14 protein-coding genes are annotated in these 14523 nt (G+C 54.1%); 8 read left to right on the forward strand and 6 right to left on the reverse strand.

The window, feature by feature from the left end:
* Positions 1-8: 8 nt before the first annotated feature.
* The 4 genes from SH421x_RS21045 to SH421x_RS21060 all read left to right on the forward strand — a co-directional run bounded on the left by SH421x_RS21045 (position 9) and on the right by SH421x_RS21060 (position 2599).
* Positions 9-755: a hypothetical protein gene (locus SH421x_RS21045; RefSeq protein ID WP_488851985.1), complete on the forward strand. Its 747-nt coding sequence runs from the start codon at positions 9-11 to the stop codon at positions 753-755.
* Between the two features lie 71 nt (positions 756-826).
* Entirely contained in the window at positions 827-1774 is a 948-nt protein-coding gene (locus SH421x_RS21050) for a DUF6807 domain-containing protein (RefSeq protein WP_488851986.1), read from the forward strand.
* Between the two features lie 234 nt (positions 1775-2008).
* Complete coding sequence (locus SH421x_RS21055) at positions 2009-2302, forward strand: hypothetical protein (RefSeq protein ID WP_488851987.1); 294 nt, start codon at positions 2009-2011, stop codon at positions 2300-2302.
* Between the two features lie 111 nt (positions 2303-2413).
* Entirely contained in the window at positions 2414-2599 is a 186-nt protein-coding gene (locus SH421x_RS21060; protein WP_488851988.1) for a carbon storage regulator, read from the forward strand.
* 191 nt (positions 2600-2790) lie between these two features.
* On the opposite strand, the gene SH421x_RS21065 is transcribed toward SH421x_RS21060, so the two are convergent.
* Positions 2791-3015, reverse strand: coding sequence for a hypothetical protein (locus tag SH421x_RS21065; protein ID WP_488851989.1), 225 nt, complete (start codon positions 3013-3015; stop codon positions 2791-2793).
* A 532-nt stretch (positions 3016-3547) separates the two neighbouring features.
* Here SH421x_RS21065 and SH421x_RS21070 point away from each other — a divergent pair.
* The 4 genes from SH421x_RS21070 to SH421x_RS21085 all read left to right on the forward strand — a co-directional run bounded on the left by SH421x_RS21070 (position 3548) and on the right by SH421x_RS21085 (position 8616).
* Entirely contained in the window at positions 3548-3967 is a 420-nt protein-coding gene (locus SH421x_RS21070; protein ID WP_488851990.1) for a secondary thiamine-phosphate synthase enzyme YjbQ, read from the forward strand.
* Between the two features lie 273 nt (positions 3968-4240).
* Positions 4241-5209: a DUF1559 family PulG-like putative transporter gene (locus SH421x_RS21075; protein WP_488851991.1), complete on the forward strand. Its 969-nt coding sequence runs from the start codon at positions 4241-4243 to the stop codon at positions 5207-5209.
* Positions 5209-7677 carry a cytochrome-c peroxidase gene (locus SH421x_RS21080; protein WP_488851992.1) on the forward strand — a complete coding sequence of 823 codons (2469 nt, stop codon included), beginning with the start codon at positions 5209-5211 and terminating at the stop codon, positions 7675-7677. Before SH421x_RS21075 ends, SH421x_RS21080 begins: the two co-directional genes overlap by 1 nt.
* 24 nt (positions 7678-7701) lie before the next feature.
* Positions 7702-8616, forward strand: a complete 915-nt coding sequence (locus tag SH421x_RS21085; RefSeq protein ID WP_488851993.1) for an ADP-ribosylglycohydrolase family protein — start codon at positions 7702-7704, stop codon at positions 8614-8616.
* Positions 8617-8654: 38 nt separating this feature from the next.
* On the opposite strand, the gene SH421x_RS21090 is transcribed toward SH421x_RS21085, so the two are convergent.
* The 5 genes from SH421x_RS21090 to SH421x_RS21110 all read right to left on the reverse strand — a co-directional run bounded on the left by SH421x_RS21090 (position 8655) and on the right by SH421x_RS21110 (position 14506).
* The gene (locus SH421x_RS21090; protein ID WP_488851994.1) at positions 8655-9728 is read right to left on the reverse strand and encodes a DNA polymerase III subunit; all 1074 of its coding nucleotides are present in this window, start codon (positions 9726-9728) and stop codon (positions 8655-8657) included.
* Positions 9725-10342: a dTMP kinase gene (gene tmk, locus SH421x_RS21095; protein ID WP_488851995.1), complete on the reverse strand. Its 618-nt coding sequence runs from the start codon at positions 10340-10342 to the stop codon at positions 9725-9727. The genes SH421x_RS21090 and tmk overlap by 4 nt, the downstream gene beginning before the upstream one ends.
* 91 nt (positions 10343-10433) lie before the next feature.
* Positions 10434-11417, reverse strand: a complete 984-nt coding sequence (locus SH421x_RS21100; RefSeq protein WP_488851996.1) for a helix-turn-helix transcriptional regulator — start codon at positions 11415-11417, stop codon at positions 10434-10436.
* Positions 11344-13746: a TolC family protein gene (locus tag SH421x_RS21105; protein WP_488851997.1), complete on the reverse strand. Its 2403-nt coding sequence runs from the start codon at positions 13744-13746 to the stop codon at positions 11344-11346. The genes SH421x_RS21100 and SH421x_RS21105 overlap by 74 nt, the downstream gene beginning before the upstream one ends.
* Before the next feature lie 283 nt (positions 13747-14029).
* Positions 14030-14506, reverse strand: a complete 477-nt coding sequence (locus tag SH421x_RS21110) for a hypothetical protein (protein ID WP_488851998.1) — start codon at positions 14504-14506, stop codon at positions 14030-14032.
* Positions 14507-14523: the final 17 nt, after the last annotated feature.

Below are 14523 nucleotides of genomic sequence, written 5' to 3' on the forward strand. Positions count from 1 at the left end.
AGTGAATCATGTTGCGTCTCTGGCTTGCTATCCTTCTTAGCGTTCTGATCACCAGCGCCGTTTCCGCAGCCGACTTCCAGGTCACCAGCGCGATCTTTTATGGCCAGGACAAAGAACCAACCGTAACGACGCAAACCATTTTCAAAGACAATGTGGTTTATGATCATTCGATGGGCCAATCCGCTCAGGCGATGATCATTGATTTCCACGCCAATCGGATCACGCTGTTGGACCCGATTCGTAAGTGCCAGCTTACGGTCGACATTCGCGAAGTGATCGAAATGGCGACTTATCTGCGAACCAATGGCGACTTCAATACGCCGCTGCTTCAATTTTGCAACGAACCGGATTTTAAGCTTCAAGTTGAGCCGAAAATCAATCGAGTCCTCTTCGAGGGAAATCCGCTGAGTTATGACTTGACGACGCTGTCGATTACCGACAAGCGAATTGTGCAAGACTACGCGCGATTCTGCGATTGGTCGGCCGACATCAATTTTACCTGTGCGGCAGGTCATCCTTCAAAATCGCGAAAAGTGGTGAACGGATATTTTGCCGAGAACAACGTACTGCCGAAAGAAATCCGCCGCGTGATCCGCACCAGTAACCCGGCCCAAAACCCAATGGTCCGCAGCCAGCATGATTATCGCTGGATTTTGAACCAAACCGACTTGGTGACCGTCCAGCATCTACGGGATCAGCAGGCCGAATTTACCCAAGTATCCCTAAAGGAGTGGCTAAATGGGCAGGCGAAGTAGCACGACTAACTGCTAGCGATTAGGATAGGTGGGAGTCTGTAGCTTTCCCGCCTTCCTAGGAATTGCCCGCCATGAATCGCTTTCTTGCCGCACTGGCTTTATCCGCCGCGCCCCTGATCGCCGCCTCTGCTTTTGCTGCTGAGGTCACCGTACGCGAAACGGACGCCGGCGCCGAAGTCTTGATCGACGGCGATCTTTTTACTCGCTATCTCAAAAAGTCAGGCGCCAAGCCGATCCTCTATCCGATCATTGGCCCCGGCGAAATGCCGATGACCCGCAACTATCCGATCACGGAAGCGACTGCGGATGAAAAGAACGATCACATCCACCATCGTGCTTTCTGGTTCACCCATGGCGCCGTCAATGATACGGACTTTTGGGCCGAGACCGGTGACAAGTTGGGAACGACCGAACATCGCGAGTTCAAAAAGCTCACCAGTGGTGAAGAAGGCGAGATCGTCGCAGCTAGCGACTGGGTCGACCACAACGGCAAGACCATCTTGCACGATCTGCGTTCTTACAAGTTTGGCGTTGTCGGAAAAGCTCGCTATATCGATCTTGAAGTCAAGCTGACCGCGACTGACGCTGCGGTTAAGTTTGGTGACACCAAAGAAGGTTCGTTCGGGATTCGCGTTCCTGGCACGATGAAGGTAGACGCCCATAAGGGTGGTGAAATCGTCAACAGCCATGGAGACAAAGATCTAAAGGCCTGGGCCAAGCGCGCTCCGTGGGTCGACTATCACGGACCGGTGGGAGACAAAACAGGGGGAATCGCTATCTTGGAACATCCCAGCAGCTTCCGAGCCCCCACCTATTGGCACGTTCGCACCTATGGACTGTTCGCCGCCAATCCGTTTGGCGTGCATGACTTTGAGGGCGACAAGTCGCTCGACGGTTCTTATACGCTTTCGCCAGGGGAATCGATCGAATTCAAGTATCGCGTCCTCTTTCACGCAGGGGATGAAAAAGAAGCCGATATTGCTGGCGCTTTTGAGAGCTATCAGGCCTCCAAGCAGTAGGCCGAGCCGCTTCACTCTTTAGTCAATCTCCAAGCTCTACGAGAGAAATCTCGTAGAGCTTTTGCTTGCGCTGAAGAACCTTAAAAAACATCCAAACTACCGAGTCTTCCTCGTAAACCAAGACGACCCAGTCAGCCGATAGTTACCTGTACGAACAAGCCTCCCAATCATCCCAGTCATCGTCTTTAACACTTCGAGCTCAGATGATGGCCTTGCTAGGAGTTGATTTTCCATATGAGTAATGCGTTCCCGTGTTTTACGCGTTTGGAACATCTCCGTCAGTACGTTTATGAAATGCTTTGCCAACAGGAACACCTCGAACCGGGTTGCTTTCCGATGACCGAACGCGTGCTCGTCCGCTCCGGCGATCCTTGCGGAATTTATTTCTGCTTGCATGGACCGCGCAGCGTCAAATGCACGGCGATTTGGGAAACCGAAACCAACTCAATTTTGTTTTATGGATCCAGCGGCGAAAGATTCCTGAGAACTCACCTGACGGCGGCGCCCGCGCTGCAAACTGCTGCTTAAGAAACAGGGCTCAAAGTCAACGTAGACCAAAACTCTTGACAAAAGCTCTGAACTGAACACACTATACATTTGAACACACAAACCACCTGACACCTTAGAAGGCTCTTGATAATGTTGGTACTGTCGCGCAAGGAAGGCGAACGACTGAAACTCGGAGATTCAATCGTTATCACCGTGGTGAAAGTAGCCGGGGACAAGGTTCGCATCGGCATCGAAGCTCCGCCCAACGTCTTAGTGCTTCGCGATGAGCTCGAACTGCACGAGCAAATCGCTGAAGCAATCGCTCCGGCCGCCTAGCCCAGGCGTCCGGCAGGAAGAATGGACTGTCGCCATCGACGAATCGACTGATTCGTCGATGCTGGGTCTGCGGCTCAGAGAGTAGCCACTGCGGCGACTGCTCGAAACGAATGATTCGAGCGAAGTGCGCAATAAAAAGGGCGCCCGAATTAAAAGGCGCCCATTCCGCTTAAGTGATCCGCAACGCTCGCTTACTCGCGAGGGCGGATCGCTCCGGTCAAACCAGAGTAGTCGCAGCGATCGTCCTCGTGCCACAGCGGCAAGCCGAGTTCAACACGCTTGCGCAGAGTGTCGATCTTTTCAGCCGATCCGGCTGGGGCGCTGGTCGCCGAAAACTCTTCCGAAGCATCCGGAACGAAGTCCTCGTCATGGCCATACTTCAGGATCGCGTCAAATACGTTACGAATTTTCTGCATCGAACTAATACTTCCTCCAAACGATTCGGGGCCTCGTTTCCCTACCTCAGGAAACGAGCATGGCTCGCGCGTACTGCGAACCGAACCTATCACTAACTCGGCAAATTGCGGCGTTCGCTCCATTCCCGTCGAGCGATTCCGCAGAAATTACGCCTTCTTCTTCCTGAAGGCATATACTTCGTCTCGCCTAAACTTCCGTGAGTCGGCGTCTCGAAGGAGCGTTACATTATTTACGCAAGGGGTCTAGTGTCAATAGATTTTATGGGAGGATCGGAAACCCGCAGATTCGTACGTAAGTTTTGACTTTTCAAACACTTCCGTTTCATGCGCAGAACCGCATAGCCTTGATCTCCCCCTTGTGCCGAGGAGGTCAACTGACCGCCCCTTCACGCCAATTTTATGGAACCATAACTTACCTACCGGCTCACGTTTCGACCTATCCAATTATTCAAATCAGGCGCTACTAGCAAGGTTTAGCGAAGATCTGGCCAAACCCCACCGCTAGCAGAATTTTTTTAATAAGGACCATTTCATGCCTTGGATTCAGCGGACAATCACCTTGCCTGCGATGGATCGCGGTTTCCATTTGATCACGCGCAATGTTATCGACGCACTGCCGCAAATGTCGTCACTTCAGGTCGGCCTGCTGCATGTCTTTATTCAGCATACGTCGGCATCGCTCACAATCAACGAAAACGCCGATCCCGATGTCCGCACCGATCTTGAGATGGCCTTTTCGAAGATCGCGCCTGCTAGTTTTCCTTACGTACATACTTTGGAAGGCCCCGACGACATGCCGGCCCACATCAAAGCGGCAATGCTAGGCAGCAGTGTCAGTATCCCGATCACCAAGGGTCGATTAGCCCTGGGTACCTGGCAAGGAATTTACCTTTGCGAGCACCGCGATCACGGGGGAAGCCGACGCTTGGTGCTGACGATGCAGGGTGAGTAGTTATCAGTAGTTCATTCTGAGTTCTTACTCTATCCGCTGTTCTAGGCGACCTGGATCGGATGCCGGCAATAAAATCCCCGTATCCCTCTCTTACTGCACGGGCGATCGCCACCCCCACCAATTTCTACGGGATTTTCCTTTAACGCGGGGCTTGAGTGTCCACGAAATTTTACTTAGGATAGAAACCAACTCGATAAAAGAGATCGAGTCTCAATATCCACAGCCAGCCATCGCCAGCCTGCCAAGACACCCCCCCGTTAGAAGAGAGTTGTCATGAGACGCCGCATTGGCTTTACGTTGGTTGAGTTGTTAGTCGTGATAGCAATTATTGGAATCTTGATTGGGCTATTACTTCCCGCCGTTCAACAAGCCCGCGAAGCGGCTCGGCGGATGCAGTGCTCGAACAATCTAAAGCAAGTCGGCCTAGGAATGCACAATTTCCACGCCGCCTATCAATGCTTTCCCACCAGTGTGTCGGGAAACGGCGCTTCTCATTATTGGTGCGCTCAGATACTGCCGTATATGGAGCAAAATCCCCTCGCAGATATTTACGACTACACCGTCAAATTTAATGACATCGTCAATCGTGAAGCGGTGCAGTACCCGGTGCCGTTTATGCTCTGCCCTAGTACGCCTGGTGGCCCGATCCCCCATCCCAAATTTAAAGTTTCAACCAGTTCTAGTCCGGAGACATGGGGATCGATCGGTTCAGACTATGCAGGTTCCTCGGGGCCCTATTCAGCCATGTGGAATAGTCCACCTTACGTTTCTTATCCCAAGCCCGGCAATTCCGAAGGATTATTCAATGGAAGCGTAAAGCCTGGCGCCAAAGGAAGACGAATTCGTGACGTCACTGATGGAACTTCCAACTCGATTGGTTTTGTCGAATCAGCAGCGCGTCCTCAAAAATGGCAAGGTCGTAAGATGGTCGCTGGCTCTGGAGAACTGACTAGCGCATCCAGCAACTACGTCTCGGTATGCAGTTGGGCGGAAGGCAATTTGTTCGCTGTGCGTGGCTATCAGTACAACGCATCCGTTGCCGACGAGGATAGTCGCTGGTCCTATCCGGGCCCGCAGATGATTAATGGCTCTAACTACTACAGCATCTACGCATTTCATCCAGGCGGTGCTAATGTAGCGCTAATCGATGGTTCGGTCCGTTATCTGAGCGAGACGACGAATGCCGATATCGTTTGTTCGCTTTTGACCATCTCTGGCGAAGAGGTCGTGGGAGAATATTAATGTCTCACTCAAACTACTCCTTGCTCCGTAAACCTAGCCCGCTTCCTGTGATCTACCTGCTTCTCCTGTTCGCGGCGCCTTGGCGCGCTTCAGCGGAAGAGCCAGCTTTATTTCAATCTGCCCATTCCTCAGCAGGCTTGCCAATATCGGGTGATGTGCAAGCCGTTTATGACCACGACGCAGCGCATCCGCTTAATCGTCTGCACCGCCTGCTGTTTATCGATCAGCTTGTGCCTGAAGAAATACAATCGCAATTACCTGCGGAGCTCGAAGCGGCTGGCATCCCACCAGAAGATTTCTATCAGGGAAAATGGTACTTCGGAAACCGCAAAGGGAGCGAGAGCGATCTCAAATTCTTTGGTGGCGACGTTCGTGTTAGTCCGGTTCGATCGTTTTCTTCGGAGGAGCGGACGGAATTACTACCATTGCTCGCCACTCTTGCTTCGCCTGGAGAACGCGAAAAGTTATTGACCAGTCCACTACAGCAGTTGCTTGTTCAGTGGGACTTGATGAGCGTCTGGTGGCAATTGGAACAGCGAAAATATGAGGACCCTGAACTTCTAGCTGCGATGGCCAGGGCGATCCAATCTCTGGCGCTGAATCGTCAGGTCATCCAAAAGTTACCGAGCGGTTTTGCTCAGTTGCAATCACAATTTTCTGACGCTGAACAGAGAACGAACCTGCTCCCTTTTTTACCGTCCGACTTTGATCCTACGAGAGACTCACTCCAATCGACTTGGGTAGAAATAGGCCGCAAAAGCTCTGCTTTATTTCAAGCGAATCGTAGTTTACATGCTTCGCGTGTCTATCTTAACTTTGGCGATCAATCCGAAACTAAGCGTCTGCTGAATGCGATCCAAGCAGGAAACAATGTTGCAGTAAATACTCCGGCAAAGATCGAAACCGCTTTAGTGCAAACCCTTGTCGTGGTCGACAAAGATCTAAATCCTGTGGCGACTCCGGTCATTGATGAGGTCCGGATTCGAGCGTCTCTTCCTCCCTTTGAACTGAGCGCTACCAATTCAACGAGCAGTCGAGACGGTTCAAGCCACTGGATTTATCACCGCACTCGATCAGGCTCCGTACTTAATAACGAGCACGTTTTTCGCTTTGTGCCCGACACGGCGGAGTCCTTGTTTCTTGAGTACGGCAATATGAAACACGCTACATACGCTGCACAATGCGCCCTCTGTCATCGCATGACAAATACGGGCAATCAAGCTCCCTATGCAATTCGATCGCTCTCTCAACATGCCGCCCCGCATCTCGCGACTCCGGGTGAAAGAGAAAGTCTGGCGGAGAGCGAGATGATGGAAGTGGTGGAAAAACTTAAGTCTCGCTTAGGCAACGCCAATCCCACCCAAACTTCGGCCAGGCGAAAACCAAGAGCAGAGCGAACGGAACAAGATCAAGCCAAATTGGCCGAAGAGTTGCGGGCCATCTACTCTCAGCCTTCTGAATCATGGCCGGCGCCAACAATCGACGAAGGGGTTCAGTGGCGAGAAATCGGTTTACTTCCAGAAATTGAGCATCCCCAGGACAATCCCTACTCAGAAGCTAAAGAGCAGTTGGGCAAAGCACTCTTCTTTGATCCTCGACTTTCTGGAAGCGGGCAAATCGCCTGTGCTTCGTGTCATGATCCCGACCTGGCATGGAGTGATGGACGGACAACCAGCTTTGGTCACGCCCGCAAATCGTTGGCGCGAAACTCGCCCTCAATTCGCTTTGCCGCATTTCAAGATACTTTTTTCTGGGATGGCCGAGCTAAATCTCTCGAAGACCAAGCAATCGCCGTTTTTTTAAATCCCGATGAGATGCATTCAACAGCCGAACATGTCGTCGAAGCAGCCGCTCCCTATCACGAACTTATCTGCGAAGCCTTCGGCGACGAAAAAATTACTTTCGAGCGTATCGCTCAGGCAATTGCCTGTTTCGAACGAACCATCCTACATGGGCGAACGCGATTCGACGCTTTCATGCAGGGGAAAACCGATGTCTTATCAGACTCGGCCGTACGTGGCATGGATCTATTTCGGCGGGATGCCCGCTGCATGAATTGTCATCACGGACCGCTGCTAAGCGACGGAAAATTTCATGAGGTAGGGCTCAGCTACTACGGTCGCAAGTACCAAGATCTAGGCCGATACGCGACCACAGGCGAAGCAGCCGATGTGGGCAAGTTTCGAACTCCAACATTGCGTGACGTGACCGCCACCACGCCGCTTATGCACAACGGCTTATTTGAACTTCCCGGCGTGCTGAACATGTACAATGCCGGCATGCCGACGATCAAGCGAAAAGAAGATCAGATCGATGACAAGCTCTTTCCCCAGAAGTCTCCGTTGCTCAAGCCGCTTGGCCTGAACCGTCAGGACTTAGCCGATTTAGCCGCCTTTTTGTCATCGCTAGAAGAAGCAAAGCTAAGAGTTCGTCCTCCGGAATTACCTGGATTACATTCGGCGCCGTAGCCCACTGTCTTAGGAGATAGGGTCATGGGAATACCAACGCGTACTGACCGAATCTTTGGCTGCTTGATGTGCGGAGCGATCGGAGATGCAGTGGGCGCGGCATCTGAGGGATGCCTTCCTGCGGCGGATTCCGATAAGTCGCCTGGTACGCTTTTCGCTGCGACAAACACATTGACCGTCACTGACGATACCCAGCTGACGTTGGCCACTTGTGAAGCGATTGCCGAAGTTGGCTGTGTTGACCCCGCCGCGATCGCCGCTCGCTTTTCGGCCTGGTTTCGGTCCCGCCGCATCACCGGCATCGGATCGAGCACGCTCAAATCACTAACCGAACTAGCGGCAGGCGCGCACTGGGCGTTGGCAGGAGCATCCGGCGAACGCGCGGCTGGCAACGGGGCAGCAATGCGAATCGCACCGCTCGCTTTCTTCTTGGACCCGACCAACGACACTGATCGCCGAACGATTCACGATGTGTGCCGAATCACGCATCGCAATGAAGAGGCCTACTGCGGCGCCTTAGCGATTGCTGCGGCCGTGCGATGGGCAGCCGAGGGGGTCTCATTGCAGCAAACGCTCTTACCGCGCGTGATTGCGATCCTACCGGACTCTTGCACACGAGATCGCCTCGCCGAAATCGAAGTCAAGCAACTTTCTCTTCTCCAGGCCTCGGAGCGTTTTGACACGACGGGTTATGTCGCCGATTCGGTTCCGCTGGCGATTCTTCACGCGATCCACGCGACAGGGTCCGTATGCGGCATGATGGGATCGGTAGTCGAAATAGGCGGAGATACCGACACAATCGGATCAATGGCCGGGCAAATCGTGGGCGCTTCGCTAGGGGCCGCTGCGTTACAAATGGATCAGAGGATCTTTGAAACGATCGATTTGGCGGCGGAAATTAGGGAAGCAGCAGAGAGCCTGGCGGCGATTTCCAAGTAGCCTAAAGGGATTCACAAACTCCCAATCCTTGCTCAAATTCACTGCCCCAGCGGCACATAGCCTAACCGACCGGCCGACGAGAGATCGTCCATCCATGCGTCGACCAATGTCGCCAGATTTGCGTTGGATTCGACCTCTTGCTCTGCTTCAACGCAGCGGGCCAAGCAAGCGGCCGCCGCATCAGGTCCGGCGGTAAAACGAGCAGCCGCGCGTTCGACTTGCTTTCGCAGCAGGTCATCGCCGGCAACAGGGCGACCGCAGAGGGCCAGCATTAGCTGCTCGTAAAACTCAGCGGCGAACTGCATGACCAAGATCAGGCGAGCTCGGCGCGGGGGCGCTTCTTTGCCGGCTCGATCAACAAATTCGGCCGTCTCTTTGGCCAACGGAACACTCGGAAAATCAGGGACGGCTAACCGCGGCAGCAGCGCGGCGCGAAACTCGCGCAGTTCTGGATCGGCGACTTGCATCGCGCGCTCGAGACTGCCGTGTCCTAGTTCGGCCAGAACGCGGGCTTCTTCCAAATCGGAGACGACCTCCAGCTTTATCAACAGCGCCGCAATTACTTCGTTTGCCAAAGGGGCGAAGCGTATAATCTGTGAGCGGGAACGGATCGTCGGCAATTGCCGCTGCAGACTGGTCGAGAGCAAAATCAGCACCGACTTGGGCGGCGGTTCTTCCAGCGTCTTCAGCAAACAGTTGGCGCCTTCGACGTTCAAATAATCGGCGTCATCGATGATTGCGACTTTCCGTCCGCCGCGATAGGGACGGAGCGTAATGTCGTGGCACAGCCCTTCCCGCATCCGATTTTGTCCATCGCCGATCAACACTTCGACCGGAATCCGGGTCCGATTGGCAGGCCGCTGGACCAGGATTAGATCAGGATGCGAATGGGCGCGGACTTGAATGCAGCTTTCGCACTTTCCGCAGGGATTGAGGTCAGCCGCGGGGTTTTGTTCGCACAGCAGCGCTTCGGCTAATTTTAACGCGAACTTGCGTTTACCAACTGCCGGCGGCCCAACGAACAAAAATGTACTCGCTAGGCGTCCGCGCGCTACGGCGGTCCGAAACTTTGCTTGAACCGCGTCATGGCCTTGAATCTCGTCCCAACTCATCGGTCGGCTTGTCTCTCTAGCACGGTCAGTGCGATGCTGCGAATTTCGGCCTGAATTTCTTCGACCTTCCGACTCGCGTCAATGATATGGACGTGCTCAAACTTTTTCGCTTCGGCGAGAAACCCAGCGCGAACGCGCTCAAAGTATTCAACTCCACGGCTTTCAACGCGATCCAGCGTCCGGTGCAAGCGGCTGAGCGCCACCTTGGTTGGCAGATCTAGCAGAAAGGTTGCATCAGGCAGAACTCCATCAGTCGCTACCAAGCCGACGCTGCGAATCGTATCGACATCGACGCCGCCGCCGTATCCCTGATAGGCGATATTGGCCAGCAAATAGCGATCCGAGACAACGGCGGCGCCTGATTCCAACGCAGGGCGAATCGTTTCGGCGACCAGTTGCGCACGCGCAGTCATGTACAACAACATTTCACTGCGCGGTGCGATCTCCAAGTCGCTTTTGTCAAGCAAGATTGCCCGTAGTCGTTCTCCCAGCAAAGTGCTGCCGGGATCGCGACACGATACAACCTTGGCATTCTGCATCTCAAGCCAGGCGGTAAACAACGTCTGCTGCGTCGATTTGCCGACGCCATCCAATCCATCGAACACGAAGAACATAGTTGTTAGCTCACGGTCGCCTGAAACTGCCTCATTTTACGTCTTACTGGGAGAATCGAACAGTCCTTGGTTTCGCAGCACAAATGACGCGTTAACTGTGCTCGTTGGTCTGGTACTTATCAATAATCGCTCGGGCATGTGAGACGACGATCTGTTGCATCTCGGGGGGAGCGAGCACGGTCGCTTGCTCTCCATAACCGAGAATCCACCACGACATTTCTCGTAGTCCCGAAACCGTCACTCGGAAATCGATCGAGCCATCTTCGTTCCAGGCAACCTGCTGCGTTTTGTGCCACTGCACTTCGGCGACGTTGGAGGCGACCAATTTGTGAAAGCGGACCACCACATCTTGATCGGGGCCTTCCTCTGGAATCATATGCCAGGCGCTGCGCAAATAACGTTCGACGCGAAAACCGCTGGGGATTTTAAACGCATCTTCGAGATCTACAAGCGATAGAATTCGTCCGACCTTGAACGTACGGGTCGAACGATGCAGCGACGAACGGCCGATGACATACCAACTGTGCCGACTAAAAAGTAGCTTGTAGGGAGAAAGCTTCGTGCTGATATCGGCTTCGTCAAATAAGCTCTTGTACTGAATGCGGACCGAGCGGCGATTTCCGACAGCATCGACAAGTTGCTGATATACCGTCTCGGCCTCCTCCGGCTGGGGCGAATGATTCAGCTTGATCTCTACCGCTCCAGATACGCGTCGTAACCGACTCCGCAGACGATCCGGCAGACTGTTTTCGAGCTTGGTCGCCGCTTTTCGAGCATTGGAGTAGTAGGGGAGTCCGCTCCCGTCTCCCAGTTCGCTGCAGAGGACCATCACCGAGAGCGCCTCTTCGGCGTTGAGATTGGTCGGGCTAAGAAAGTAGGTATCAGGAATGTGATACCGCTGAGACTCTGAATCGAAAGCGAGGGGCACGCTGGCCCCTCGCAAGGTATCAAGATCTCGAAAGATGGTCCGGCGGCTCACGCCGCACTCGACCGCTAACGAATCAACGTTTTGGGGCCTGCCACTTTGCAGCAGTCCCAACAGTTGCAGCAGGCGTTGAATTCGCGACAGGTTCATGACTTGCAGCCGCCGTGGTTTTTGTAGAGGGCGTCGACGAGCGGACGTCCATATCTTTCATCATTCCAGACAAGCCTAGTTTATTAAAATCGAGCTTCGCTTGCGAATTGGGCGAAGCCGGCTTTACGGCTGCGGTCCGCTGCTTGGCATTGGCCGGCTGGTTGAGCGAAACGCGAGCAACCTGCGATCCCTGCTGAGTCGGCTGAAGGCCGATCGGCCGCAGCGTGGCGCCCTCAGCGGCGACTTGCTGCCGCTGAGTTTGTTGTCGCTGAGAGGCCGGAGCCATCACTTGAGTGTCCAATGCCGCCGGAGTTGGTTGACCAGCCGGTGTCGGCACTTCTTCCATGTAGGATCCACCCGGCAACGGAGCCTCTTCCCAAATCACTCCCTCTTCAGTGTTCAATCCGCTGGGGATCGGGCCGCGGCTGATGACGCCGGGACGGGTGTAGCCGTAGTTCATATAGTGGCTGGCCGCACGACGACGGGCGTTACCCTTGGCGTCAAAGTAAGCCTTGTCTGGCCACGGGCCTTCCGCCAAGTAGATGCCGTTGTAATCAAGCAGCGTACCCTTGCGGAGATGGACATCTTTGACTGCGATGTTGTATTGAACCAACGCCTGGAAGTAAGCGATCTGAGCTTCGCTGCGGCGACGCTGTGCTTCTAGCAGCAAGTCGAGCGTGACCGTACCGGCGTCGTAAGCGGCTTGCACCGAGTCGACTTCTTTGTCCGAGGCGATCAAGCGGTTCAGGTTCGATTGCACCAAGTTGTAGTTCGAGTCAAGATCGCGAATCGCGTCGGTCAGCAGGTGCGACACTTCTAGCTCCATGTCTTCTAGCACCGCCTTGTCGCGAGCAATCCGGAGTTGAGCGTTGCGTACGCCGGAGAGAGCCTGACGGAAACCAATTGGCATGCTGTATTGAGCTCCCAGCGTCCACTCTTGATAGTTGCCGTCGGTCAGTTGTTCCCAGGCGGTCGAGCCAACATTCGGGAACGGAGGCGTGTTGCTGTTCCCTGAGCTCAAATTGTCGCCCACACCGAGGAAGCGGTAGAGCCCAACCACGTCAAGTTGCGGCAGCAGTTGGTTGCGAGCGGCGATCATTTCGATCTCACGCTGCTTTAGGCGCCAGCGTTGACGTCGCAGTTCGGCCGACATCGCAATCGCTTCTTCCTGAATCTGGAACCAGTCAAACTTCACCCAGGCGTCGCTCGGTTCTGTCGAGGGACGGATCAGGCGACCATCGTTGGCGGCGATCCCCATGAAGTAACGCAACGCGTTTTCGGCTTTGTACAAGTCGCGAAGAGCAGCCTGCGTACGAGCACGGAATTCGTAGTATTGTTGGCGAGCTTGAGCTTCTTTTTCCGCTTCACCACCTTCGGCGCCCTTTTGCATCAGGGTGAAGATGCGACGCCAGGTGACCAACGCACTGTCGCGTCCCGTCTTGGCTGCTTCTAGATTGTGATAGGCGAAGTAGGTTTGCCAGTAGGCTTCTTCGACATCGCTCACCAGGTTGCGAACGTTGGTCTCAAAGTCAGCCAGGCTGATGTCTTCTCGTACGCGAGCCAGCATCACGTTGACGCGATTGACTTGAACGCCCGAACCGCGAAGCAACGGATGACGTGCTTCCAATTCGATGTTGGTTTGCCAGTCGCTGGGCAACGGCCGCGTCAGCGGGCTACGATTGTTCCACTCGTACTGATAGTTGTTTCGCAAGAAGAACTGCGTACCAGTCGCCGCTCGCTTGGTCAACTCGATCGAGCCGGTTCCCAGGTTTTGCTCGAAGACCGACGGGAAAAGCGTATTGGACGTATAGTTTTGAGGGCGATCGGTGTTGTTGTAGTTGGCGGTCATGTTCAACTGCGCGTCGAATGCCGACAAAGCGCCTTCCACGCCCAACGTCGGATCCGATTCAACAATCGCCGGATCATAGATCGTCGGCATGGCGTCGTTTCGCGTGATCAAACTGGTTGGAATCGCATCGCTGGTCAGCGTGGTGCCGGGGATGACGCGGAAGACCGCGTTGCCGCCTGCAGTACGCAAGACCTTGCTATTTTTCAGCGTGATGCTGACCGCTTCTTCGAGCGAGAGTTCCCAGATCTGATCCTTCTCTAGCGAGAACGGATCCGAAAGGGTGAACGGCTCTGAAGCATTCTCCACCTCGGCCAAACTTGGCTCGTTAACGTCCGGATATTCAATCTCGGTCGCTTTATCAAGGTAGGTCGAGAGGTCATTTCTCTCGGTGAAATAGAATGGCTGCGTCGGATGACAACCCGTCAGTGCCGAAGCTCCGATCAAAATGATCGCCCAATACTTCGCGGTGTGCCGGCTCATGGAATTCCGTTTCCTGATTGAGCCGTACTCAAACGCTGGGCGTTTTTTTCGGCTCGGGAAGGTAATCAGTACGTTGGTTGGGCGCAGTTTCATACCAGAAACAACGACAACAAAAGCACTGGATCCCCCCCCGGGACCGAACGCCTGCAACAAGTGCAGGACGGTCGTAATCCAGCTTGGTAGAAGTATCGGCCAGCCTAACCGGCAAACTTTGAAGAATCTCTACAATCGTCAAAGTTTTCCAGCGGGGCCGCTAGCGAAGCACGGCTAGCTGCGTCGTGCTTTAGAGATACATCCCGACAAAACCGCCCGACGCGTCACTTTCGGCCTGGATCTTTTGGATCCGTTGCTCGGTGGCCGAGAGATCGCCGGCGGCGATATACCGATCAAAATCGGCCAAGACGCTGCGTGAGACGGTCGACATGAACCATTCAACAATCGGTTCCGACAACCACGAGCAAGTCTCACGCGTCAGCGTCACTTCTAAATCGGCCTGCCGTGCTTTGCTATCGCCAGCATCGGTTAAGACGGTTCCCTCAAATTTAAATTCGAGCATTCCGTCCGTTTCATGATTCAGCAGATGGTAAACGCACTTGGCGTTATAGAGATAGAACGAATTTAGCGCTCCATGTTTCTCCAGAGCTTGCTGGAGATTCTGGCAGTGCCGTTGGTACTTCGGCGAAGCGTCGATGGGGATATCCATCCGCCCTATGGTCCGAAGCGGTAAACAGTCAAATTCAATCTCTACCCAGCGCTGCATAACCGGTGCTCTTCGAA

Source organism: Blastopirellula sp. SH421, assembly GCF_057808535.1.

Bases quoted from the DNA above. Each gene is read 5' to 3' on its own strand.
- SH421x_RS21050 (WP_488851986.1), top strand. From the start codon at position 827: ATGAATCGCTTTCTTGCCGCACTGGCTTTATCCGCCGCGCCCCTGATC.
- SH421x_RS21065 (WP_488851989.1), bottom strand. From the start codon at position 3,015: ATGCAGAAAATTCGTAACGTATTTGACGCGATCCTGAAGTATGGCCAT.
- SH421x_RS21110 (WP_488851998.1), bottom strand. From the start codon at position 14,506: ATGCAGCGCTGGGTAGAGATTGAATTTGACTGTTTACCGCTTCGGACC.
- SH421x_RS21075 (WP_488851991.1), top strand. From the start codon at position 4,241: ATGAGACGCCGCATTGGCTTTACGTTGGTTGAGTTGTTAGTCGTGATA.
- SH421x_RS21085 (WP_488851993.1), top strand. From the start codon at position 7,702: ATGGGAATACCAACGCGTACTGACCGAATCTTTGGCTGCTTGATGTGC.
- SH421x_RS21080 (WP_488851992.1), top strand. From the start codon at position 5,209: ATGTCTCACTCAAACTACTCCTTGCTCCGTAAACCTAGCCCGCTTCCT.
- SH421x_RS21105 (WP_488851997.1), bottom strand. From the start codon at position 13,746: ATGAGCCGGCACACCGCGAAGTATTGGGCGATCATTTTGATCGGAGCT.
- tmk (WP_488851995.1), bottom strand. From the start codon at position 10,342: ATGTTCTTCGTGTTCGATGGATTGGATGGCGTCGGCAAATCGACGCAG.
- SH421x_RS21070 (WP_488851990.1), top strand. From the start codon at position 3,548: ATGCCTTGGATTCAGCGGACAATCACCTTGCCTGCGATGGATCGCGGT.
- SH421x_RS21045 (WP_488851985.1), top strand. From the start codon at position 9: ATGTTGCGTCTCTGGCTTGCTATCCTTCTTAGCGTTCTGATCACCAGC.
- SH421x_RS21090 (WP_488851994.1), bottom strand. From the start codon at position 9,728: ATGAGTTGGGACGAGATTCAAGGCCATGACGCGGTTCAAGCAAAGTTT.
- SH421x_RS21100 (WP_488851996.1), bottom strand. From the start codon at position 11,417: ATGAACCTGTCGCGAATTCAACGCCTGCTGCAACTGTTGGGACTGCTG.
- SH421x_RS21060 (WP_488851988.1), top strand. From the start codon at position 2,414: ATGTTGGTACTGTCGCGCAAGGAAGGCGAACGACTGAAACTCGGAGAT.
- SH421x_RS21055 (WP_488851987.1), top strand. From the start codon at position 2,009: ATGAGTAATGCGTTCCCGTGTTTTACGCGTTTGGAACATCTCCGTCAG.